Origin of the sequence: Lacticaseibacillus daqingensis (assembly GCF_003946115.1) — a bacterium.
Taxonomy (GTDB): domain Bacteria; phylum Bacillota; class Bacilli; order Lactobacillales; family Lactobacillaceae; genus Lacticaseibacillus; species Lacticaseibacillus daqingensis.
The window spans coordinates 140,437-161,465 of record NZ_RHOH01000001.1 but is presented as its reverse complement, the minus strand read 5'-3'; the positions used below and the strand labels follow the sequence as shown (position 1 = coordinate 161,465).

The 21,029-nt window shown below is 57.9% G+C and carries 22 protein-coding genes and 1 pseudogene; 5 read left to right on the top strand and 18 right to left on the bottom strand.

Translation table 11 applies throughout. The features are described from left to right. Positions 1-17: 17 nt before the first annotated feature. Positions 18-1,034, top strand: a complete 1,017-nt coding sequence (locus EKM88_RS00660) for an AraC family transcriptional regulator (RefSeq protein ID WP_125702251.1) — start codon at positions 18-20, stop codon at positions 1,032-1,034. Positions 1,035-1,313: 279 nt separating this feature from the next. On the opposite strand, the gene EKM88_RS00655 is transcribed toward EKM88_RS00660, so the two are convergent. The 17 genes and pseudogenes from EKM88_RS00655 to EKM88_RS00585 all read right to left on the bottom strand — a co-directional run bounded on the left by EKM88_RS00655 (position 1,314) and on the right by EKM88_RS00585 (position 15,115). After that, positions 1,314-1,598 carry a hypothetical protein gene (locus EKM88_RS00655; protein ID WP_125702250.1) on the bottom strand — a complete coding sequence of 95 codons (285 nt, stop codon included), beginning with the start codon at positions 1,596-1,598 and terminating at the stop codon, positions 1,314-1,316. Between the two features lie 173 nt (positions 1,599-1,771). Then, positions 1,772-2,026 (bottom strand): hexameric tyrosine-coordinated heme protein, encoded by a 255-nt coding sequence (locus EKM88_RS00650; protein WP_125702249.1) that lies wholly within the window; start codon positions 2,024-2,026, stop codon positions 1,772-1,774. 200 nt (positions 2,027-2,226) lie between these two features. Continuing rightward, positions 2,227-2,592: a Rid family detoxifying hydrolase gene (locus EKM88_RS00645; protein WP_125702248.1), complete on the bottom strand. Its 366-nt coding sequence runs from the start codon at positions 2,590-2,592 to the stop codon at positions 2,227-2,229. Positions 2,593-2,603: 11 nt separating this feature from the next. Then, on the bottom strand, positions 2,604-3,782 hold the full coding sequence (locus tag EKM88_RS00640) for a MalY/PatB family protein (RefSeq protein ID WP_125702247.1): 1,179 nt from the start codon (positions 3,780-3,782) through the stop codon (positions 2,604-2,606). A gap of 9 nt (positions 3,783-3,791) precedes the next feature. Next, positions 3,792-4,859: a M24 family metallopeptidase gene (locus tag EKM88_RS00635; RefSeq protein ID WP_125702246.1), complete on the bottom strand. Its 1,068-nt coding sequence runs from the start codon at positions 4,857-4,859 to the stop codon at positions 3,792-3,794. After that, positions 4,860-5,492, bottom strand: a complete 633-nt coding sequence (locus EKM88_RS00630; protein ID WP_125702245.1) for an RDD family protein — start codon at positions 5,490-5,492, stop codon at positions 4,860-4,862. A 116-nt stretch (positions 5,493-5,608) separates the two neighbouring features. After that, complete coding sequence (locus tag EKM88_RS13700; RefSeq protein ID WP_225418396.1) at positions 5,609-6,238, bottom strand: PTS transporter subunit EIIC; 630 nt, start codon at positions 6,236-6,238, stop codon at positions 5,609-5,611. After that, complete coding sequence (locus EKM88_RS13695) at positions 6,190-6,924, bottom strand: PTS transporter subunit EIIC (protein WP_225418395.1); 735 nt, start codon at positions 6,922-6,924, stop codon at positions 6,190-6,192. Before EKM88_RS13695 ends, EKM88_RS13700 begins: the two co-directional genes overlap by 49 nt. Then, positions 6,924-7,274, bottom strand: coding sequence for a PTS sugar transporter subunit IIB (locus EKM88_RS00620; RefSeq protein WP_125702244.1), 351 nt, complete (start codon positions 7,272-7,274; stop codon positions 6,924-6,926). The genes EKM88_RS13695 and EKM88_RS00620 overlap by 1 nt, the downstream gene beginning before the upstream one ends. 5 nt (positions 7,275-7,279) lie before the next feature. Further along, positions 7,280-7,600 (bottom strand): PTS lactose/cellobiose transporter subunit IIA, encoded by a 321-nt coding sequence (locus tag EKM88_RS00615; RefSeq protein WP_125702243.1) that lies wholly within the window; start codon positions 7,598-7,600, stop codon positions 7,280-7,282. Between the two features lie 17 nt (positions 7,601-7,617). Further along, the gene (gene ypdE / locus EKM88_RS00610; protein WP_125702242.1) at positions 7,618-8,661 is read right to left on the bottom strand and encodes an aminopeptidase; all 1,044 of its coding nucleotides are present in this window, start codon (positions 8,659-8,661) and stop codon (positions 7,618-7,620) included. 38 nt (positions 8,662-8,699) lie between these two features. Further along, on the bottom strand, positions 8,700-10,448 hold the full coding sequence (locus tag EKM88_RS00605) for a BglG family transcription antiterminator (protein ID WP_225418414.1): 1,749 nt from the start codon (positions 10,446-10,448) through the stop codon (positions 8,700-8,702). 36 nt (positions 10,449-10,484) lie between these two features. Further along, a pseudogene (locus EKM88_RS13640) lies at positions 10,485-10,580 on the bottom strand (HTH domain-containing protein); the annotation flags it as partial. Between the two features lie 349 nt (positions 10,581-10,929). Next, complete coding sequence (locus EKM88_RS00600) at positions 10,930-12,015, bottom strand: LPXTG cell wall anchor domain-containing protein (RefSeq protein ID WP_125702240.1); 1,086 nt, start codon at positions 12,013-12,015, stop codon at positions 10,930-10,932. A gap of 278 nt (positions 12,016-12,293) precedes the next feature. Next, on the bottom strand, positions 12,294-13,139 hold the full coding sequence (kduI, locus tag EKM88_RS00595; RefSeq protein WP_125702239.1) for a 5-dehydro-4-deoxy-D-glucuronate isomerase: 846 nt from the start codon (positions 13,137-13,139) through the stop codon (positions 12,294-12,296). 131 nt (positions 13,140-13,270) lie between these two features. After that, complete coding sequence (locus tag EKM88_RS00590; RefSeq protein ID WP_125702238.1) at positions 13,271-14,074, bottom strand: hypothetical protein; 804 nt, start codon at positions 14,072-14,074, stop codon at positions 13,271-13,273. A 21-nt stretch (positions 14,075-14,095) separates the two neighbouring features. After that, a complete protein-coding gene (locus EKM88_RS00585; protein ID WP_125702237.1) occupies positions 14,096-15,115 on the bottom strand; it encodes a sugar kinase in 1,020 nt (339 codons plus the stop codon). 186 nt (positions 15,116-15,301) lie between these two features. Here EKM88_RS00585 and EKM88_RS00580 point away from each other — a divergent pair, with 186 nt between their 5' ends. The 4 genes from EKM88_RS00580 to EKM88_RS00565 all read left to right on the top strand — a co-directional run bounded on the left by EKM88_RS00580 (position 15,302) and on the right by EKM88_RS00565 (position 18,754). Next, the gene (locus EKM88_RS00580; RefSeq protein ID WP_125702236.1) at positions 15,302-16,069 is read left to right on the top strand and encodes an IclR family transcriptional regulator; all 768 of its coding nucleotides are present in this window, start codon (positions 15,302-15,304) and stop codon (positions 16,067-16,069) included. 218 nt (positions 16,070-16,287) lie between these two features. Next, positions 16,288-17,112, top strand: coding sequence for a 2-dehydro-3-deoxy-D-gluconate 5-dehydrogenase KduD (gene kduD, locus EKM88_RS00575; protein ID WP_125702235.1), 825 nt, complete (start codon positions 16,288-16,290; stop codon positions 17,110-17,112). A 21-nt stretch (positions 17,113-17,133) separates the two neighbouring features. Beyond that, positions 17,134-18,099 (top strand): sugar kinase, encoded by a 966-nt coding sequence (locus EKM88_RS00570; protein WP_125702234.1) that lies wholly within the window; start codon positions 17,134-17,136, stop codon positions 18,097-18,099. A gap of 4 nt (positions 18,100-18,103) precedes the next feature. Further along, a complete protein-coding gene (locus EKM88_RS00565; protein ID WP_125702233.1) occupies positions 18,104-18,754 on the top strand; it encodes a bifunctional 4-hydroxy-2-oxoglutarate aldolase/2-dehydro-3-deoxy-phosphogluconate aldolase in 651 nt (216 codons plus the stop codon). Between the two features lie 292 nt (positions 18,755-19,046). Here EKM88_RS00565 and EKM88_RS00560 read toward each other — a convergent pair whose 3' ends face one another. After that, a complete protein-coding gene (locus tag EKM88_RS00560) occupies positions 19,047-21,023 on the bottom strand; it encodes an alginate lyase family protein (RefSeq protein WP_125702232.1) in 1,977 nt (658 codons plus the stop codon). Between the last annotated feature and the right edge of the window lie 6 nt (positions 21,024-21,029).

Below are 21,029 nucleotides of genomic sequence, written 5' to 3'. Positions count from 1 at the left end.
TTTCACAGGAGGCGCCCATGGACATCACCTTGATGCGCGAGCTCGCAACGCTAACCCCAATCGAGCAGTATCAGCAGCGAAACCGGATCGTCTGTGACGACATTCCCCCGGATGCGCTTGATCTCACCCAAACCACCTCAACTCAGATGCCGGTTTTGAATGACTACTTCTTCCGCGGCAGCCCCGTGTACATCAGCAAACATAACCGCTTTGCCGCGTACCCCCTGCACCAACACCAATTCCTCGAGATCAACTACATGCTCCGTGGCCAAGCCGCCGAGGTGGTCGACGGGCAGGCCCTCACCCTTCATCAAGGCGATATCTTGCTGCTCGACGTCGGCAGCAAGCACAGCATCGCCGCCATCGGCGAGAACGACCTTTTGATCAACATTCTGTTCCGCGATCGCAACCTCTCCTTTGATCTGATCAATCAGATTCAAAGTAAGCAAAGCGTGCTGTACGATTTCCTGCTCAACCGGCTGCCGGCCAAAACCGACCCCCTGCTCCATGTGATCTTTCGCCAGCACGACGATGAGGCCATTCAGGGCTCCATCGACTCCTTGATCGAGGAATACTACCGCAAACGCGACTTCTCCGAGCAAATCATTTCTGCCGAGCTCACCGTGCTGCTGGCCCGCCTCGTGCGCAATTATCGCGTCACCCCGGCCCCTGAAACCAAAACGCAATCGATCGCCATCAAAATGCTCGAAGACATCAAGCGCAACTACCGCGATGTCTCCCTCGAACAGCTTGCCGATCACTACTGCTACAACAAGAATTACCTCGGCAACCTGTTCAAGAAGGAAGTCGGGAAAACCTTCCGGGAAACCGTGACCGAGGAGCGGCTCATCCGCGCCAATGAGCTCATTCGCGTCACGGTGCTCCCGGTGAGCGAAATCGCGCAGCGCGTGGGCATCAGCAACACCAGCTTTTTCTACCACAAGTTTCAGGCCCGCTTCGGCCACTCCCCCAAGCAGGAGCGTGATGCGGCGAAAACCGAGGCCGACCTTACCCAGACGATTCAGCGGTTCTAGTTCGACGACCAGAAGATATTAAACGTCCCGTTAAACAAAAAAAAGAAGACGTGCCCCGGGATCCCCCCGCAGCGCGTCTTCTTTCGCGTACTCGTTTACATTTTGACCCCGCACAGTCCGTTACACGTGCACCGCCGCTCCGAGATCATCGCGCACGGGCACTTACCGGCTGCGTCTGCGCAGCCGCAGCCCGGCGCGCACGTCATGCCGTGGTGGCAAAACGGGTTGTCGTCTTGGGTCGTCTGTGGTTTCTGGTCTTCTGTCATCGCACTTGTCCCCCTAGCAACTAGCTAAATCGGCCGTGCCGATCACTTCAAAATCCGCGTCCAGCTTGGCCGTCAGCCGCGCTTCATCAACCGCCGTCAGCGTCGTGCGCTCGCTTTGCGCGGCCGGTGTCGCGAGCACCTGCGCGTAGAGCGAGGCCTTTGCGGCCGCCGCGGTGGCGGCCTTGACGCTGGCCGCCGTTTTCAGGCCGCCGGTCGTGTCGACATACGCCTGGCCGCGGCTGATCGTGTAACCGGCCGCAAAGTAGTCCTGCTTATTGATCAGGTAGTATTCAATCATCGTGAGCCCTCCTATGGTTGTCGCGCTGATCTGCGCTGATACTACTAGCATACAATACCGGCGCACCCGTGCGTGAGCGCATTGAGGCCGACTTTTTAACCGCGTTCTGACTTCTTTGCCGCCCGCGAACTGGCGATAAAAAAAGCCGCACCCGACTGCGTGCGGCAATTCGCTCAGCGCCAGTAGTTGTTCGCGGCTGCAATCGTCTGAAACTCGATCGCGACCACTTGCCCGGCGGCGGTCAGGGCCCGCGCATCGCTGGTGTAATCCGGCCGTCCCGCCTTCAAGACATCAAGGTCAGGCTGAATCTGGTGAATGGTATGGCGTGCGATCAGCATCGCCAGCTGTCGGCCTTCTTCCGGCGTCTTCGTGATCAGTGTGCCGCCGGGGATCCCGGTGCGCTCCTCTGGGGGTAACATTGTCGTCATCACTGTGCCTCCTTCGCTCACGGGAAGCCACACGCCTCCCTAACTTCAGTCTAGCGAAATCGTATCGCGCGCCGCAACCGATTGCTCTGGTGACTCACGTGTCACACCAGTATGCACGCCGCCTGTTTCACGTGAAACATCCCCGGTTCACCGCCACGCTGCGGTGCCCCCGATGGCACAAGCCTGGTGCCATCATCGTCCTATTGGGCAATCACCTCAACCTCCACCCGCGCATCGGCCGGCAACACCGCCGCAAACGTGGCCCGGGCCGGGTTGCTGACCATCGCTGTGGCGTAAATGGCGTTGAATGCGGCAAAATCATCGATCTGCCGCAGCAGGCAGGTGGTTTTGACCACATCGTCAAAGGTCTTGCCTGCCGCCTTGAGAATCGCTTCAATGTTGGCCAGCACTTGGCGGGTCTGGGCTTCGATCCCGCCGGCCACCAGCTGCCCGGTGGCCGGGTCGAGCCCGATCTGGCCCGAGATGAACAACAGGTCTCCAACTTGCTTGGCTTGGGAGTACGGGCCGATGGGTGCCGGGGCCGCGTCTGTGTAGATCGTCTTCATATGCCTCTTCCTCACTTTTCTTGGGTCAACTGGTCAACGGCTCGACGCAGTCGGTTCAGCCCGTCGACCACTTTGGTTCGTGGCGCGCCCAGGTTGAACCGCAGGTGGTTGGCGCCGCCTTTGCCGTACACGCGGCCATCCATGATGGCGACTTGCTGGTGGTCAACGAGCTCGGCTTGGAGCGCGGCCATGTCGACGCCCAGCGGCCGGATGTCCAGCCACGCGAGGTAGGTGGCGTGCGGCACGGTGTAGGCGTAGTTCAACCGCGTGGCCAGGAATTGCGTCATGAACGTGAAGTTCGCGTCCAGGTAGGCGTTCAGCTGATCCAGCCAGGCCGCCTCGTGGTTGTAGCAGGTCATGGTGGCCAGCATGCCGAGGTACGGCACGGATGACAGCGCGTTGCGTTGCTTGAGCGTGTACAAAAACTCGAGCCGCTGCCGCTCATCCGGGATCAGGCCGTACGAACAGCCCAGCGCCGGAATGTTGAAGGCCTTGCTGGCGGACGAAAGCACGGCGCAAGGCACCGTCAAGCGGTTAAAATAGGCCGCCAGCGTGTGCGGCTGAACACCGGCCCGCAGAATATCCAGGTGGATCTCATCGCTGATGATGGCCACGTGGTACGCGTTGCACAGGGTCACCATCCCCTGCAACTGCGCGTGCGTCCACGCGATCCCCAGCGGATTGTGCGGGTTGCACAGCACGAACACGGCGGGGTGCTCCCGGGCAAAAACGGCCTCAAGCGCCTCAAGCGTAAAGCCCGCGGAGATATCCAGCTGGATCAGCTGGCGGTCGTTGGCTTCAATGGTGGCGATGAACGCATCGTAGCAGGGGCTCAGCGTCACCACCTTGGCACCCGGCCGGCTGAACTGGTCGACCAGCTTGGCGAGGCTAAAGATGACGCTTGGGCTGTAAACCACCCAGTCCTGGGCAATGGTAGCGGCGTATCGCTGCAGAAACCAGTTTTGAATGGCGCCCTTGAAGTCCGCGTGGTTCCAGCGCGTGTACCCGAACACGCCGCGTTCAGCTGCGGTGCGCAGCACGGTCCCGACGCTGCTCGGTGCCTTGAAATCCATGTCAGAGATGGTGAACGGCAGCAGGTCGGCCTGGCCAAACCGGTCCTGCACGTAATCCCACTGGGTGGAGTAAGTCCCGTAACGGTCCACCACCGTGTCAAAGTCAATTTTGTCCATGTCTTCCCCTCACAATTCGATCAGCTGCTTCGGCGCGTGGGTCATCAGCACCGGGGCCCCGGCATCGTCCAGCCAGACATCGTCCTCAATGCGCACCCCGCCCTGGCCGGCCAGGTAGATGCCCGGCTCGACGGTAAAGGTCATGTGGGCCTGCAGCGCCTCTTGGCTGTCCTGGTTGAGCAGCGGATACTCGTGCACCGTCAGCCCCAGGCCGTGCCCCGTGCCGTGGAGGAAGTACGGCCCGTAACCGGCATCGGTGATCACCCGGCGGGCGGTTTGGTCGATGGTCGCCATGGCCGTGCCGGCGTGGCAGGCCTGAATGGCCGCCTCTTGGGCCTCAAGCGTCACGGCATAGATCTCCCGCAGCGCCGGGCTGACACTGCCCAGCGCAACGGTTCGGGTGATGTCGGAGTAGTAGTGGTCCACCAGGAACCCGAAGTCAAAAATGATCAGCTCATGGGCCTGGATCACCTTGTTGGACGCGTGCCCGTGCGGCAGGGCCGAGCGCACCCCTGAGGCCACGATGGTCTCAAACGCCGGGGCATCGGCCCCATGCGTCAGGCCGTACTGGTCGATCTCGTTGGCCACCTGCTTTTCGGTCATCCCAGGGCGAATGAAGTCGAGGATGTGGCGGTACGTCTCGTCTGCCACGCGGGCCGCTGCCTGAATCGCCTGTTGCTCGGCCGCCGATTTGATCATGCGCAGCGACTCGACCACGTTGGTCGTCGGCACCAGCGTCGCGGCCCCGGCCGTCAGCCCCAGGTACTCCTCGACGTTCATGTATTCCGCCTCGATCCCCACCCGGCGAAAGCCTTGGTCCTGGATGAGGCGCTGCAGGGTCGGCACCATGCGCATCTGGTTATCCACCACCGTGAACGCTGGGGACTGCGTTTTTAGCTGCTCAAAGTAGCGGCCATCCGCTACGATGAACTGCGCGTCTTGCGCGATGACCCCTTGCCCATAGGTGCCGGTGAACCCGGTCAGGTAAAAGCGGTTCGCCTTTTCGCTCAGGATAAAGGCGTCCAGCGACTGCGCCGTCATCTGTTGGCGTAGTGCGTTAAGCCGTGAACTGTTCAATTAAACGACCTCCAATTTTGTCATCGGGGCAGCCACCACCTGAGTCTTGGCGAGGTAATCGTGCAACGCGAGGTGGCGCTTGGTCCCAAACACCAGAAACATCGAGAACAGCGTCACGATGTTCCAGAAAATACTGAAGTAGCCATCGACATAAAAGCCGCTCCCGGCCGTGATCATGACGCGCACATACGTCGCCGTCGCGGTGGCGGCCCCTTCGATCAGGACCAGCCCCACGACCTGGCGCAGCAGGTAGTCTTGCAGGTGCATCGGCTGACCGTCCTGCTTCACCATGCGCAGGTGCATGAAGCGCTTGCCCAGTGTCTGCCCGGGAAAAACGAGCCACGGCACGATGACGTAGTAGCCCAGCCCGAACAGGAGGCACAGCGCCGCGATCAGCATCGTGGTGCCGGCCGAAAACCCGGCCTCACGAAACGCGTAAAGTGTCTTCATCGGCTTGTCCGTACCGGTCAGGACGGCATACGCCACCACGCCGGGCAGCCCGCTGACCACCCCACCGACGAGCCAATCGATCCCCGTGGCATACACTCGGGTCCGCCCGTATTCGACCGCCGGGACCACCGGCGCGACCACGGCCTGCGCCGGCCGTTCTTGTTTCATTCGATGTTTACTCATCAGCACGTTCCTCCTTGCCTCGCCAAGCACACTTGACGGGTGAAAAAATCGACAGTCGTCGCGCCCGCTAGATAAGGGTCACGCGCCTGCCGATTTATCAGCGGTTCACACAGCGTTTAGAAGTCCAGGTTCAGATCATCGATCAGGGCTTCATCTTCCTTAGAGATCGCAGATTGCTTCGCTTGTTCTTGTTGCAGTTCGCGACGCTCGTACAACTTGAAGAATGGGTACCAGATCAAGATCGACAGCACCATCTGCAGCCCGTTGACCACGATACTCCGCCAGTCGAACGTGGTCAGGTAGCCTTCCAGGAAGACCCCCACGTACGGTGGCGTGAAGATCGACATTTTGAGGAAGCCCAGGTTCATGGCCCAGCCCCCAAGGGAGGACACGATCGGGCCGATCACAACGAACGGAATGAAGAATAACGGGTTCAAAACGATCGGGGCGCCGAACAGGATCGGTTCATTGATCCCAAACAGCGCAGGGATCAAGGCGATCCGACCGATCTTCTTTTGGGCCGCAGCCTTGGAGAACATGCACCAGAAGACCAAGCCGAAGGTCACGCCGGTCCCGGTGAAGTTCCCGAACGCGGAGTCCATCCCCGGCGTGAAGAAGTGGGTCAGCGCCAGGCCGTCTTTGTAGTTGGCAATGTTTTCCGCCAAGAACTGGGTCGAAATCGGGCTGGTGATCGGGCTCAGCACCGCTGGGTGAATCCCGAAGAAGAAGAGCAGGCATTGCAGCATCTTGAGGAAGGTGTAGCAAACGGGTTGTCCATCGAGCCAACCAGTGGCGCCAGCAGGTTCGTGAAGATCATCGGGGGTAGCGTGTGCAGTCCATTGACGCACAGCACCCGGATGACCACGAAGGCCCCGACGACAATCACCGAGATCGGGATCATTTCAAAAGACTTCGACACAAAGTCTGGCACCGTTTCTGGCATCTTGATGGTGAAGTTGCGCTTCTTGCACCAGCGGAACAGCTCAACCGCCAGGATCGAGCCGAACATCGCAACGAACAACCCCTTCGTGCCGAAGTACGTGGTGTCGATCGCGCCGTCCTTGGTGAAGTCAACGGCGAGGATCAGGAAGCCCATGACCCCCATGGTGACACAGCCGGGCACATCGAGCTTGCGCGAGATGGCCAAGTGATAGGAAATAATAGCGGCCACATACAGCGCCATCATCCCCATCCCGACCGTGTACGGAATCGAGATAATGCCTGAGTTGGCGGTCACCCACTGCGAAATGACGTTATCTTTGCCGATCATGTTCGGCAGCGCGTCTGGGATCAAACAGAAACTCCCGATGATGAGGATCGGGGTCATCGCCACCATCGCCTTTTTGATGGCGCTGAGGTAGACCTGCTTGTCCATCTTATCCGCAAGCGGCGTGAAGTATTTGGACATGAATGCTTCAAATTTATCAAACATCAGTTCGCCCCTCCTGCCTGACTTTTCAGCTCCTGCTTCCGCTTGGCGATCAGTGCTTCCTTGATCACCGTCCCACCGTCCATCGAGCCGTACGTGGCCTTATCGATCACGATAAACGGAATGTTCAGCGGTTCGGTGACGGACTTCACGTAATCACTCTTGTAAGACACCTGCGGGCCGAGCAAGACCACATCGGTGCCTTCGATTTCCTGTGGTAGCTGCTCAACGGGGATCGCCATCAGGTTGAAGTTATCAATATCAAGCTTCTGGCTTTTCTTAATCACACTTTTCATGCTGTCCATCATCATCGTAGTGGACAGGCCAGCAACACAACACAAAATGATTTTCATCTCATTCACTCCTTATCGCGGTCTTCCAAAATCAGGATCATTTCTTCAACCAAATCGCGGGCCAACTGTGCCGTCATGTAGTGATCTTGGGCATGAACCATCAACAGATTGATTTCTGGTTTATCACCACCTTCGCTGAGTTCCGCTTGAATCAGCTGCGTCTGGATGTTATGCGCTTCCACATCCACCGTCGCGGCCTCCTTCAAGAACGCATGTGCTGCGTCGTAATCCCGCTTGCGCGCCGCCTGCAAGGCCTGAAACGCCTTGGCCCGGCTTTCACCGGCTGACGAGATTAACCCCATAATCTGTTGCTCTGCTTCATTCATAGACGATCACCATCCCATTAAAATTGATAACACTTCGTAATTGCTTTTGCGTCCAGCTGCCGCGCGATCTGCTCGATCAGCGTGGCCGTGGTCACGACGTCTTGCTTGTTCACAAACGAGTACGGGTCGTGGCAGTACCGCAGCGGCAGCCCGATCACCATTGCGGCGGTCCCGCCGTGCTCAAGGTGCGCCGTGCCGGCATCCGTGCCACCGCCCTTGAACATGTCTTTTTGGTACGGCAGGTTGGCGGCCTGCGCGATCGCCTGCACCTGCGTCAAAAGCGCGCGGTTGGGCACCATCGTCTTGTCGTAAAACTCAAACATCGGGCCGGCCCCTAACACTCGGTGATCCGTGAACCCACGGTCCAGCTCCGGGTGCTTAGCCACATCGATGGCGAAAAACACATCGGGCGCCACCAGCGCGGTGGTGGTGCGCCCACCGCGAGTGCCCACCTCTTCACTGCTGGTGAAGGCGGCCACGACATTGACCGCAAGCGGCACGTCCTTGAGAGCCTTCATCGCCTGCACCAAGGCGAAGCAACCGGCGCGATCGTCCATCGCCTTGCCCGCCGCCAGGTTGGCCGCCGAAAGCTCGCGATAATCCGAGGCAAAGCAAACGACATCGCCGATCTCAAGCCCCGCGGCCAACAGTGCCTCGCGGGAGTCAAAGCCGAAGTCCACGTACATGTCGGCCACCTGCCCGCTCGCGTCCCGGGTGATGTTCAAAAGTCCTTCCACGACCTGGCCGGCCTGCGTGTGCGCGCGCACCAGCTGCATGGACTTGGCGCGGTCCTCCACGTTGCCCAGCGGTTGCAGGTAGGCAAACCCGATCGCGGACAGGTTGCGGATCATAAAGCCGACCTCATCCATGTGGGCCGCAAACATGATCGTCGGCCGGTCCGGTTCAGTCGCCGCCTTCGTGACCATCAGACTGCCCAACCCATCATAGGTAAAGGTGTCCGCGTAATCTGCCAGCGCCTCCTTCAACAGGGTTCTGACCGCCGTTTCGTTCGAGGCGACGGCATCCGCATTCGACAACGCTTGTAACAAGTTCCAGTTCATGGCTTCCTCCTTCGGCCGCCCGGCTCAGCCGGCGGCCCCTAGTCTGGCTCAGGTAGACTCTTCAGTACGTTCAACACTTCTTGCAGCACCGGATTGGCCATGATCTGATCAATCCGGTGCGGACTTTGCATCAGCTGAAACAGGTGGCCTGAGATCACCTGATACCGATCGAGGTCGGTTTTGCGGAGGTTGACCATGAAGACCAACTTGACCGGCCGCCCGTCCTCCACCAACTGATTCGTGATCACTGCGACCCCAATGCTACTTCGGCGCGCATTCATTTCGATCGGGTGCGGCATGGCGATCCCGTTGTTAAAAATCGTGCTCATGTACCGCTCACGCTGCATCACATCGGCCACAAAACGGGGATGCGCATCACCATTGGTCACTTGCTGCTGGGCCATCGTCTGGATCAGCGCCTGGTAGCTTGCCGCTTCCGTGACGGTGAAGTTGCTTTGGCGGAAAAACGCCAGGAACGCCTCGTCCTTCCCCGGAATCGGCACATCCGCCCGCGGGGTCACGTCCAGACACAGGATCTGTTTGATGTTCGCCAGGTCGCGCTGGGACAGTAGCTCCTTGATGTACAGCGTGGGCACATCCAGCGAAAGCTCCAGCGGCACCACTGAGAAAACTAAGTCGGGGGCAAAGCTTTCCAGTTCACTCACTTCCCAAAACGAGAAAGTTTTCACGGTCGCAACCGGGAACAGCGTGCGGATCTGCGTGCGGATCAGGTTGCTTGCGCCGCCACCGGTCGTGCAGACCACTGCAATGCGGTCGTACTGGTGCAGCCGCTTTGTTTTCTCGTTTTCCAGGTGGTTCAAAAAGTGCACCGTGATGAAGCCCAGTTCATCATGCGAAATCGTCTCATGATACGCCGACTCGAGAAACGACGAGAACTCCAGCACGATGTCAAACACCAACGGGTAGCGCACGCACAGCTCCAACAGCATCGGGTTCTTGTAGCTGATGTTGTGATTGAGCCGGTCGAACAGGAACAGCAAGTGGGTGGTCAGCTGATTGATGAACGCATCGTCTCGGCTAAAATCCATCTGGTGTTCCGCGTCCACCCGGGCGAAGAACTGACGCAGCGTGGCCGTTAAGTGGTCGCGGTCGTACGCCGGGTGCGGCTTGGCGGACGGCTGCACCAGCGTCTGGACCAGCGCCGTGAACTCGGCCCACTCCTGGTCCCCCAGCGGTAGGTCAAACTGCTTTTGCAGGGCCAGCAGGACAGGCCCAAACGGCACTGCCGGATGCTCGACCGCCGTTCCTGGCGAGACGATGGGGGCCGACATCACCATGACTTTGAGCCACGCCAGCAGGGTCTGGAACTCGTAGTACCCGATCCTGAGCTGATTCGTTCGAATGCTGTCTTCGGCCAAGCGCTGCACCGCCGAAAAATCGCCGACCCGCGCCACCGTGGCGGCCTTGAAGCGATTGTTGCCCCGCAAGTACAGCTCCAGCATCAACTGCCGAATGTCCTGAGCCGTCCCTTGAAGCCGCATCCCGTAGTGCGAGCGGCCTTCCAGCGCAATGTGTGAGGCGCTCAAGTAGTCTGAGACCGTTTGCGCCTTGGAGAAAATGAGCGACTTGCTGACCCGCAGCGTGTCCGCCAACGTCTGGGCCGTCACGTACGTGTTGGGCGTGAGCAGTAGCTCGCTGATCATATCAATGACAAGGTGTTCTTCATCAATCACCGCCTCGGGAGAATTCAGGCTGTCGACAAACCGCGAGACCGCTTGTCGATCAACGACTTCCAGGGAGTAGCCTTTTGCATAAGTATTGTGCAACACAAAGCCATGAGACTTGCTGACCTTTCGAAGGTATGCCAGTTCATTCTGAACGGTTCGCTTCGACACCCCGAGGAGTGCCATTAAGTATGTGACAGAGAGGTAACCTCGCGTCTCCATCAGTGCCCGCATAATCTGATAAGGTCTCATTCTAATCTTCCCCTTTATCTATAATTATGATAGCGTTAGTCCCTGTTCTATAACAGAAGCGCTTTTGCACCAAATAATGCAAGCGCTTAACTAAATGTGCCACCGTGGACACTTTCGGGTGCTAACAAAAAAGCGTCCTCATAAAAGGGCGCCGCTTCTCATCATATGATAACATTTGTCAGTCTGTGTACATAAGCCCCCCGCGACCGTTACTCGCCGCCACCGCAGCCGACCCGGCTTAACAACCAGATTGTTCACCGCATGCACCAACACTTTACAGCCCGATAAAAAACCGCTCCCCCACGGCTTGCAGGGGAGCGGCTTCAACTGTCTAACTGCGCAATTCGCGCGTGCGCCGATAACCAACGAGCTCCCAACTGCTGACAAGCACCAACAGCAGGCCGCTGACGACCCACAGCGGGTGCGTTTGCGCGCCGGTTTGCGGCAAGGCCTGCGTCGCTTGATGCCCCGGCAACTGAGGCTGCTCGGTTGGTTGGGCGGTCATCTGATCCGGTACGCGCCCCGGGATGCTCGGCACCACCGGAACGCTTGGCGTGACCGCATCCGCCGGAGTTCCCTCGTTATCCGAGCCATCCGGCACCGCCGGCGTGTTCCCGTTGTCGGAACCATCCGGTGTCTCTGGGGTATTCCCGCTGTCGGAACCATCCGGCGTCTCCGGCGTGTTCTCGTTGTCGGAACCATCCGGCGTCTCCGGCGTGTTCCCGTTATCGGAACCATCCGGTGTCTCCGGCGTGTTCCCGTTATCGGAACCATCCGGCGTCTCTGGGGTATTCCCGTTATCCGAGCCATCCGGTGTCTCCGGCATGTTCTCGTCCTCATCGCCGTCTGTCCTGCCGGTGTCCTCACCATCACCGGAACCTTCAGGGGTGTCCGGGGTGTTGCCGTCATCGCCGCCCTCGTTTGGGGTCGCCGCGACGATCATGAAGCTCTGGCCCTGGCTGGTTTTTCCAAGGCGGCCGCCGTCTGTGCGTTGAATGCCAATGCTGACCACCACCGGGTTGGGCCCAACTGCACCCACAACCGTGATGGTGAACGGCAAGCTGATCTGCCCGTTGCCGGCGCCCGGTGTCAGGGCTGTGCCGCCCCCGGTCTCAAGTGTGACCGCCGGATTATTGCTCGTCAGCTGCAGCGCGCTGAGGGGCAGCTCGGCCCCGGCCCCCGAGTAGTTGAGCGTGGCCGTTCCCTGGTAAGTCCGACCGGAAACGACTTTCGGCATGGCGGACTGACTCACCCCTTCGGCATCCGTGATCGCCAGGTGGATATTCGTCACGTCAAGCCCTGGCGCGAGCTGCGGGGTGGTGGTCACCGGCGCGGCGTGGACAACGCCCGGCCCTGCGGCGACGCCGAAAAGCCCGACCGCCAGCGCCGCAACTGCAAGTGTTTTGAAACGAAACATGTGGTTCCTCCTTAATCAATCAACCGGCCGTCACCCCCTCACGTGCCGTGGGGTGACACTGGTTATAACTGCCGCAATTAAGTTGATATAAACTTAATGCTTCGAAAAATAATATCACAGCTGCGCCGAAAATAAATGAATAGTTGCTATGGTGACGGCGAGAATCTGCTGAGTGTGACCGGTGGCACGCGCCAAAAAGCCGCGCCACCCGCTTATTCAGCGGATCGCGCGGCTTACGCAAACCAGATTAATTTTTGCTTAACAGGCGGTGGGTCAGGCTACTTCAGCTGATCCATCGTCACGGCGTCCATGTCATCGTACGTCTGGTTCTCACCGCACATCGCCCAGATGAAGGCGTAGTTCGTGGTGCCCATGCCACAGTGGATCGACCAGCTCGGGTTGACCACCGCGGATTCGTTGGTCATCACCACGTGCTTGGACTGACTCGGCTCGCCCATGAAGTGGAAGACGCGCGTGTCATCGGTTGGGAACTCGATGTACAGGTAGGTTTCCATGCGGCGCGCGTGCGTGTGTGCCGGCATCGTGTTCCACGCGTTACCGGGCTCGAGGACCGTGTAACCCATTTGTAGCTGACAAGTGTCCATCTGTGACGCATCGATGTATTTGTAGATAGTGCGCTTATTCATGTGGGCCTGATCGCCCATCGGCTTGGCCAGCGCGTTGGCAAACGGCAGGTGCTTGTCTGGGTACGTCTTGTGTGCCGGTGTGGACACGACGTAGAACTTGGCCGGGTGCGCCGCATCAGCGGACGCGAAGGTCACATGCTGATGGCCCATGCCGACGTAAAAGCCGTCGTGCTTGACCATCTCATGCGCTTCCCCGTCGATGGTGATGGTGCCGGCCTCACCGATGTTGATCACCCCGAGCTCGCGCCGCTGCAGGAAGTACTCGACCCCCAGCTGCTTGTCGAGCGTGATCTCAAGCGCGGTGTCAGTCGGTGTCACCCCACCGAAGATCATACGGTCATTGTACGTGTAGGTCAGCAGGATGTCGCCAGGAACGAACAGCTTTTCCACGAAGAACTGATCACGCAGTTCGGCGGTGGAATAGTGCTCAATGTCCTTGGGGCTGTGCGCGTAGTTTGTGGTCATCGTTAAAGTCATGATAGTGCCTCCAATTTCTTATTCAGAAATACAATTTACTTATCGTCAACATCTTTAATATACGGCTGATACGAGTTAAAATCAAGCGTTTGCACACGACTGTGCCCCTTGTGTCAAAACTTGATAGTCCCCTAGTTCGCTTGCACTTCGTACCCGTACGTTTCTAACTCTGTTAAGGCAGGGAACGTCGCCGAGTCGGGGTTCTTAACCAGCTGCGTCAGCTTGAGCCAGGTCACTCGCCTTGGCGCAAAGTCGAAGCGCTGTAAGTCTGCAGTCTTGACCGTTTCAAGTGTCTCCTGACTCTCATCCGAAAACTGTACTGTTAGCTGCTTCCAGTAACTGTCGTGCGGATAATCCGCACGCAACACTAAGCCTAGCCCGTCAAGCGTTACAGGGCGGCCAAAGTCCAGGGTCAACTCAGCGTCTTCTTGCTCATTGATCCCCCAAGACTGGAAGGGGTAATTCCCGTGTGATTCATTCGCCACCATGCCATCAATTGCGTTGCGGGCAAAAAAGACGAACTCCCCGCGCGTCTCAGCATTAGCCGCAACATGTGGGAATGCGCCACTAGCTGCATGTTGATCGTGCGAGTTGACCGCAAGATTACGGTGCGTATTGATCTCCGCTTCAGTCGCGTAACGGGCCGTCGCGTAGCCCAGCCGCTCCTTGAACGCGCCCGCCGGATAGGGCCATTCGCGCTGATCGTCCATCGGCACCGCAAAGCGCCACACCGACTGACTGAGATACAGTAACGCCGGGGCAACTGCCGCATCGAGTTGTACCACCACAAACGCCGGGGCACTGGCAACCGTCAGCTCATACACATCGCCACGCGCGAGGCCACGACGCCGCGCGAGATAGGTTTGGTTCGTGCCGGTCCGCGTGGCCACCACGGTCCCCGCCTGATCAATCAATGTTAATTTAATGTCTGCCATTATCGTTTCTCCTCTACCGTATCAACGGTCAACCGAATTGCCGTGGGTCATTGCACGGCGCACTTCTGCGTCCGTGATCAAGTTTAAATCGCCGGGAATGGTAAGCTTTAAGACACTCGCGGCGATCGCATAGTCAACGATTTGTTGACCCTCGAATCCGTTGAGCAGCCCATGCATCAGACCGGCGCCAAAGGCATCGCCGGCAGCGACCCCCTCAAACACCTGCATCGGATAAATCGGCCCTTGATAGCACTGCCCGTTGTGCAATAGCAGCGCAGTCCAGCGGCTGTTTTCGACAGAATGAATGTCCCGCACGACACTTGCAACGGTATGACACTGCGGATACTGAACCGTCACTTGGCGCATCGCTGACGCGAACTGGTCGCGTTGTGCGATGCCGTTCGTCATATCGCCATCGAAAGCCTTAATGCCAAGTGTTGCTTCGAAGTCTTCATCATTAGCGATGCAGATGTTCACGTATGGCATCAACTTGGCCATCTCCTGCTGTGCCAATGCTGGTGACCACATTTTCCCGCGGAAGTTCATATCACAGACGACCTGAATCCCTGCTGAAGCACAGTACTGACACGCCGCCAACAGCGCCGCGCGAATCTCCGGTGACAGCGCCGCCGTGATGCCGCTAAAGTAAAAATAGCGAACCCCCGCAAGCAATTGCGGCCAATCGCACTCTGCCGCCTTCAGATTTGCAAAGGCGCTGTTGGCCCGGTCATACACCACGCTTGTGGCACGAACGCTCGCGCCCTTTTCGAAGAAATAAATTCCCAAGCGTTCGCCGCCACGCAAGACCCGCGTCGTATCCACCCCGTACCGCCGAAGTGTTCCGAGTGCCGCTTCACCTAACGCATTATCCGGAAGCTTCGAAATAAATGCCGCGTCATCCCCCAATAATGCGAGCGAAGTTGCCACGTTGGCCTCCGATCCACCATAGTTCGCCATGTATGCATCTGCCTGAATAATTCGTTGATGATCGTTGGGCATTAAGCGGAGCATCAGCTCGCCCATCGTTAGCACATCTGTCATAGCCTACCTCTTCCCAAAATGAAATCGTTGTCACAGTCAGTGTAGCACCTAACCAACTAATTGGAAACTCTATTTCTTTTAAAGAAATTATCAGTCCGAAATTATCTGAAGGTTCTTGCCATCTGTTAAGTGAGACGTGTACAATGTGACTAGTTTCCAAATAATAAACGCTGGTGGGGGTATCTCATGGAATCAACTGATTTAGATGTAAAACCATACGGGACCGTTTTGGTCAAAGCCAAAGAAATCATGGACTTTCTTTTCACGTACCCCACGCCACCGACACTCGCTGAAATCAGCACTGGGTTGAGCGCCTCCAAACCAACGACATTGAAGATACTAACGACGATGGACATGCTCGGGCTCGTGCGCCGTGACGAACAAACCAAACAGTATTATTTAGGGACTCAGCTCATCGCCTATGCGCAAAAAGCCATTGATAGCTTTGACATTGCCGGTATCGCGCAGCCTTACCTCCATGAACTTCGCGATGCAACCGGCGAGACGATCAACCTTGGCATTGTGCGTAACGAGCAAATCATCCTGATCGATAAACTCGAGAGCCCCACCAGCATCAAACTTCAGTCCACTATCGGCGGTGGTATGCATATGTACTCCAGCGCTATGGGCAAGGCGGTGTTAGCCACTTACACCCCGGAGCACCTCGCCGCTTACCTCAACACACACCCGCTGACGCCTGTCACCCCGCACACGCTGGTGGAAGATGAGGCCTTGCGCATCAACTTGGCGCACATTCGTCAAACCGGGGTCTCCAAAGACAATGAGGAAAACGAAACGGAAGTCTTCTGCCTCGGCGCCACGCTTCAAAAAAACGGTCGGCTTTACGGCGCCTTCTCAATCAGTACCCCCAAGTATCGACTCCCCAAAGCCCGCCAAGCTAAATTCGAAAAACTTCTATTGGCGACCCAAACCGCCATTCAAGCCGCCTTATAAACTCAACTATGTCACGCACACACGCGTCGTTCCCTGATTCTGTTCAGGGGACGACGCGTGTTTTTTTGGGCGGGTAAACATGCCCGCGGCAAACAGTTAAATTCAAACGAATTTCTTGCAATCGTTTCCGCCGCAGTGTACATTAAGGGTGTTCATTTGTTTAGGAAATACAATTTCCTAATTGGAAACGTCAACCAAATTCAATAGGAGCTGATCACATGCCAGAAATTCACCAGACTGAAGAAGAGATCCGCCAGCACGAAGCTGCCCTCGATAAGTTCAAGATGTCCCAGTATGACCTGAGCGGGAAAGTTGCCGTCATCACTGGCGGCAACACCGGCCTCGGCCAGGGCTATGCCGTTGCGATGGCAGAAGCCGGTGCCGATGTTTTCATTCCCACCTTTGGGACGGCCGAATGGGAAGCCACCCGTCACTTGATCGAAAAGCGTGGCCGCAAGGTAGAATTCATGGATGTCAACCTGACCGAGCCCGGCATCGCCGACAAGGTTGTCGCAGAAGCCGTCGCCAAGATGGGTCACATCGACATTCTCGTCAACAATGCAGGGATGATCCGGCGCAATCCGTTACTGGAATCTCAAGACAAGGATTGGGACCAAGTCATTGCCATTAACCTGAGTGCGGTTTACCACATGTCGCTGGCCGCCGCCAAGGTCTTTGCCAAGCAAAATTACGGCAAGATCATCAACATCGGTTCCATGCTCTCCTTCCAAGGGGGCAAGTTCATTCCGTCCTACACCGCTTCCAAGCACGGGGTCGCCGGCTTGACCAAGTCCTTTGCCTCCGAGCTGGGCGTCTACAACATTACCGTTAACGCAATTGCGCCAGGCTACATCAAGACCGAAAACACCGCCCCAATTCGCGCTGATGAGGCGCGCAACAAGGAAATTCTCGATCGGATCCCTGCCGGTCACTGGGCAGAACCATCCGAGCTGATGGGTGTCGCGGTCTTCTTAGCGAGTGACGCCTCTAGCTACATCAACGGGGCGATCATCCCAGTTGACGGTGGCTACTTGGTTCGTTAATCACACCACAAGGAGGGCCACATGGCGACACTCTTAACCCTCGGCGAACCTCTGGCTGTTTTTGCATCAACGGAGGAAGGCCTGCCGCTACAAGACGCGACGCATTTTGAGAAGCATCTCGCCGGCGCCGAGGCCAATGTCGCCATTGGTACCGTTCGCCTCGGCCACCAGGCCCGTTACCTCGCGCAGGTCGGGGCAGACCCGATGGGCGCGTTCATCCAGGCCGGACTTGCGGCTGCCGGCGTGGACACCCGCGCGATGGCCACGGATCGTGACCACCCGACCGGGGTGCAGTTCAAAGCCAAAACGGCCATCGGCGACCCGGAGATCTTTTACCTCCGGCGCAACTCTGCTGGGGCGCACACCACGCCAGCACTGGTGACGCCAAGCGCGTTGACTGACGTGGCCGCCGCACACCTCACCGGGATCTTCGCGGCGTTATCCGCCGACGCACGCGCCACCATGGCAGCCCTGATCCACGCGCTGCACCAAGCCCACGTGCCGATCAGTTTTGACCCTAACATCCGCCCCGCGCTGTGGCCGGATTCTGCCACCATGGTCACGACACTGAACGCGCTGGCTGCGCAGGCGCAGTTAGTTCTCCCTGGCATCAAGGAGGGCCAGCTGCTCACCGGAAGGCAAACGGCGCAGGATATCGCGGCGTTTTACTTCGCGCAAAGCACCGTGACAACCACCGTGGTGATCAAAGACGGTCCGCGTGGCGCACACTGGTTCACCCGGGCCGGGGCCAGCGGCTTTGTCGCCGGCTTCCAAGCCCAGGTGGTGGATACCGTTGGTGCTGGTGATGGCTTCGCGCTGGGTGTTGTCACCGCACTGATGGAAGGATCGGCTTTAGCGCAAGCGGTTCAGCGTGGCACCGCCATCGGGGCATTAGCTGTAATGGCCCCCGGTGACAATGATGGTTACCCCACTCGGCAGGCACTCGACGCTTTCATCACCCGTGCTGCCTCATCAAAGGAGTCTTGAAACAATGCAAAAAATTGAATATCTGACCCGTCTTACGAATGCCGGCGTCGTGGCCGTCATTCGCGCGGACACCGCTGAAGAAGCTGTCAAGCTGTCAGATGCAGTGATCGAAGGCGGGGTCACCGCCATTGAACTGACCTTCACCGTTCCGCACGCCGACGTCGCCATTGCGACACTGACGGAAAAATACGCCGATGATGACACGGTCATCATCGGCGCCGGCACGGTGCTGGACCCGGTGACGGCGCGCCTCGCGATCATCAATGGCGCTGAATTCATCGTCAGCCCGAGCTTCAACCCGGCCGTGGCCACCCTGTGCAACCTGTATGCGGTCCCTTACACACCAGGATGCATGACCCCAACGGAGATCCAACAGGCGCTGGAAGCTGGCGTGGACTTGGTCAAGCTGTTCCCCGGCAGCGTTGCCGGCCCTGGTATGGTGAAGGCCGCTAAGGCGCCTTTCCCATACCTGAGCATCATGCCCACCGGCGGCGTCAGTGTCGAGAACATGGCCGATTGGTTCAAGGCCGGCGTCACCTGCGTCGGTGCCGGCAGCAACCTGACCGCAGCTGCCAGCACAGGCGACTATGCCGGTGTCACGAAAACCGCCCGCGCTTACCACCAAAAGCTCGTTGAGATCCGTCGTGCCAACTAGGTCTTAGCGCGATCCTGTCTCCCCTCTAATTTGTGCAAGGTGCCAGCTTGCACGCGTGAATTTTCCTGATATCCCCTGAAAAAGTGCTGAGGCAAAAATGTCTCAGCACCTTTTTGATTTGCACCTGGACCCTTGTACCGCCCGCACTTTTCATCCAACACAACAAGGCACGGCAGCGTCTGCACGCCGCGCGCGCATGCGATCTGAGTCAAATAAGCCGCTCCTCAAACCCGATGACGAGTTTGAGGGGCGGCTTATTTGACTATTCCTGAACTAAATCATCACTTTGCATCTATTGCAACACGGTCGTGGTCACGTGCCCCGCGACACGGTGGCACACCACAGTTTTGCCAAACACTGGGGTGCCCTCGACTACCAGTAATTTACGCGAGTTGGCTTGCTCAAACAAATTGGCAATGATCAACCAGTCCTCTGCCGCGTTCACCTGAATCTTTACCGCTCGAACGAACTGCGGTGAAACGGGCCGGCCGTCCATGTCAAAGACCGTCGGTGATGTCAGCGTCAGCGAACGCGCCTGACAATCGATGACGAGTGGTAAGCTGCCTTGATCGCTAAACGAACCCGTCGCGATCAATTCGGTCGTCGCGACTTCCTGGTTGTACCTCGGCGAACAGGTCGTTGGTGCCAGGCGGAGCGTTTCATCCGTCAAAAAGGTCCATTCCGCCAAAACGCCGGTCGCATCGCGCGTCGTTACCGCTTGGCCGTCAACAGTGGCCGAAACCCCTGGCGCAAAATGAAACTGGCGGGTCATTGTCAGCGGCGCGCTTGGTTTCGCCCAGTCAAAAAACACAAACAAATCGGGTTTTAGGTAGATAATTTGCCGGCCGACTACCGCTTTGGGGAAGTACCCCAGATGCATGCCCTGGATCAGGTCGATCGGCTGATTCACTCGTTGTGGTAACTGGACCTGATCTGCGACCGTAAAGGTGCCCCACGCCCGTTTTTGCTGCGTAAACTCGGTACCATCGACGATCAACGTGTTGTGGGCCGTCGCAGCTTTATACGCCTGCCGCTTAGGATCGTCGACACGATACGTGTACCGACCAGAGTCGACCAGTAGCGGCCGGCCGTGCACCATTAAATCAACGTGTAACAAATCGGCATGGCCGTGGCCGCTGCCCACAAAGCCATTTTTGAAGTGTAAAAATGTCGCGTCTGCCTTCTGACTTGAGCGCACAAAAGTGTGCCCAGATGTGGCCAAGACGGCATCCTCAGGCTGTTGGTGCGGTTGCTGGACGACTGTCGGGGGGAAGGCCCCGTACAACTCGAACAGCACGCGCTGATCTTCTGCGTTTCCTAGCGTTTTAAGGGGCTTTGTCAGCACAAGGCGAGCAAAATTCTGCACGCCCGTTAACCGTTCAACATCACTATCCCCCGCCGCTAATTGCTGCGCATCCGGCGGCGTCATCGCCAGCGAGGCCGCGAACATTTTAACCAGTGCAGGCCGCAGCAATGCCACCCCGGCCTCATCCCCGTTGCGTTGCCCAACAAGGATGGCCTCCGCCAGAGTGATCAACACCTCGTGGTGGTACATGAACGCCTGCTCCCAGTGAAGGCCATCAGGCTGTAGCTGTAACGTGATACACTCATGCAACAACGCCAAAGCCTCGTCATGCCAGCGTTGGGCGTGCGGGACCTCGTTCAGGTAAAGTGACGTGATGTACACCCCATGAAACGTCAGGATCAGCCAATTGCTGAGAAGTTCGTTCGCGGCGTGGTGGTTCAGCAGAAACTCACATTGTCTCCTTAGCGACTGCGTAATTGCGGCCGTTAGCTCGGGCTCCAGCGCGGCCTCTGGCGCACAGCGCAAAATATCAAGCGTCTTCACCCAATTCTTCAGCCGAAGCCCAACATCCAACGGCCGCCATGTGGTGGCTCGATTGCGCTCGCCATCCCCTTGAGTCGCTAACCAGGAGCGCCACATCGCCTTGAGGCTGATGAGATACTTTTCCTGGCCGGTCGCCAAGTACGCGATCGCTAGATCCGGAAAAAAGCCGTGGCGATTGAGCATAAACATCCACTCTGGGTCACCCGCCTGAATATGTTGCCAGTCAATGGTATCTTCGAACCTGACCGGGGTCGTGCAGGGTTCCATTTCCCACGGTCGATCGAAGACAAAGGTATTGGTCACCAACCGTTGCGCATTCGCTAGGATCACGCTGAGGTCAAGTGTTTTAAGTTGTGCCAAGTAGTGCGTCCGGTCGCCAACGTATGTGGGCAGGCCGGTCAGCGTCTCTTCAGTTGCCATGGCTGC

Coding starts and splice junctions, on each gene's coding strand:
- kduI (WP_125702239.1), bottom strand. CDS start 13,139: ATGACTTTAACGATGACCACAAACTACGCGCACAGCCCCAAGGACATT.
- EKM88_RS00565 (WP_125702233.1), top strand. CDS start 18,104: ATGCAAAAAATTGAATATCTGACCCGTCTTACGAATGCCGGCGTCGTG.
- ypdE (WP_125702242.1), bottom strand. CDS start 8,661: ATGAACTGGAACTTGTTACAAGCGTTGTCGAATGCGGATGCCGTCGCC.
- kduD (WP_125702235.1), top strand. CDS start 16,288: ATGCCAGAAATTCACCAGACTGAAGAAGAGATCCGCCAGCACGAAGCT.
- EKM88_RS00650 (WP_125702249.1), bottom strand. CDS start 2,026: ATGACGACAATGTTACCCCCAGAGGAGCGCACCGGGATCCCCGGCGGC.
- EKM88_RS00600 (WP_125702240.1), bottom strand. CDS start 12,015: ATGTTTCGTTTCAAAACACTTGCAGTTGCGGCGCTGGCGGTCGGGCTT.
- EKM88_RS00570 (WP_125702234.1), top strand. CDS start 17,134: ATGGCGACACTCTTAACCCTCGGCGAACCTCTGGCTGTTTTTGCATCA.
- EKM88_RS13695 (WP_225418395.1), bottom strand. CDS start 6,924: ATGTTTGATAAATTTGAAGCATTCATGTCCAAATACTTCACGCCGCTT.
- EKM88_RS00655 (WP_125702250.1), bottom strand. CDS start 1,598: ATGATTGAATACTACCTGATCAATAAGCAGGACTACTTTGCGGCCGGT.
- EKM88_RS00590 (WP_125702238.1), bottom strand. CDS start 14,074: ATGGCAGACATTAAATTAACATTGATTGATCAGGCGGGGACCGTGGTG.
- EKM88_RS00640 (WP_125702247.1), bottom strand. CDS start 3,782: ATGGACAAAATTGACTTTGACACGGTGGTGGACCGTTACGGGACTTAC.
- EKM88_RS00585 (WP_125702237.1), bottom strand. CDS start 15,115: ATGACAGATGTGCTAACGATGGGCGAGCTGATGCTCCGCTTAATGCCC.
- EKM88_RS00580 (WP_125702236.1), top strand. CDS start 15,302: ATGGAATCAACTGATTTAGATGTAAAACCATACGGGACCGTTTTGGTC.
- EKM88_RS00630 (WP_125702245.1), bottom strand. CDS start 5,492: ATGAGTAAACATCGAATGAAACAAGAACGGCCGGCGCAGGCCGTGGTC.
- EKM88_RS00620 (WP_125702244.1), bottom strand. CDS start 7,274: ATGAAAATCATTTTGTGTTGTGTTGCTGGCCTGTCCACTACGATGATG.
- EKM88_RS00660 (WP_125702251.1), top strand. CDS start 18: ATGGACATCACCTTGATGCGCGAGCTCGCAACGCTAACCCCAATCGAG.
- EKM88_RS00645 (WP_125702248.1), bottom strand. CDS start 2,592: ATGAAGACGATCTACACAGACGCGGCCCCGGCACCCATCGGCCCGTAC.
- EKM88_RS00615 (WP_125702243.1), bottom strand. CDS start 7,600: ATGAATGAAGCAGAGCAACAGATTATGGGGTTAATCTCGTCAGCCGGT.
- EKM88_RS13700 (WP_225418396.1), bottom strand. CDS start 6,238: ATGCTGCAATGCCTGCTCTTCTTCTTCGGGATTCACCCAGCGGTGCTG.
- EKM88_RS00560 (WP_125702232.1), bottom strand. CDS start 21,023: ATGGCAACTGAAGAGACGCTGACCGGCCTGCCCACATACGTTGGCGAC.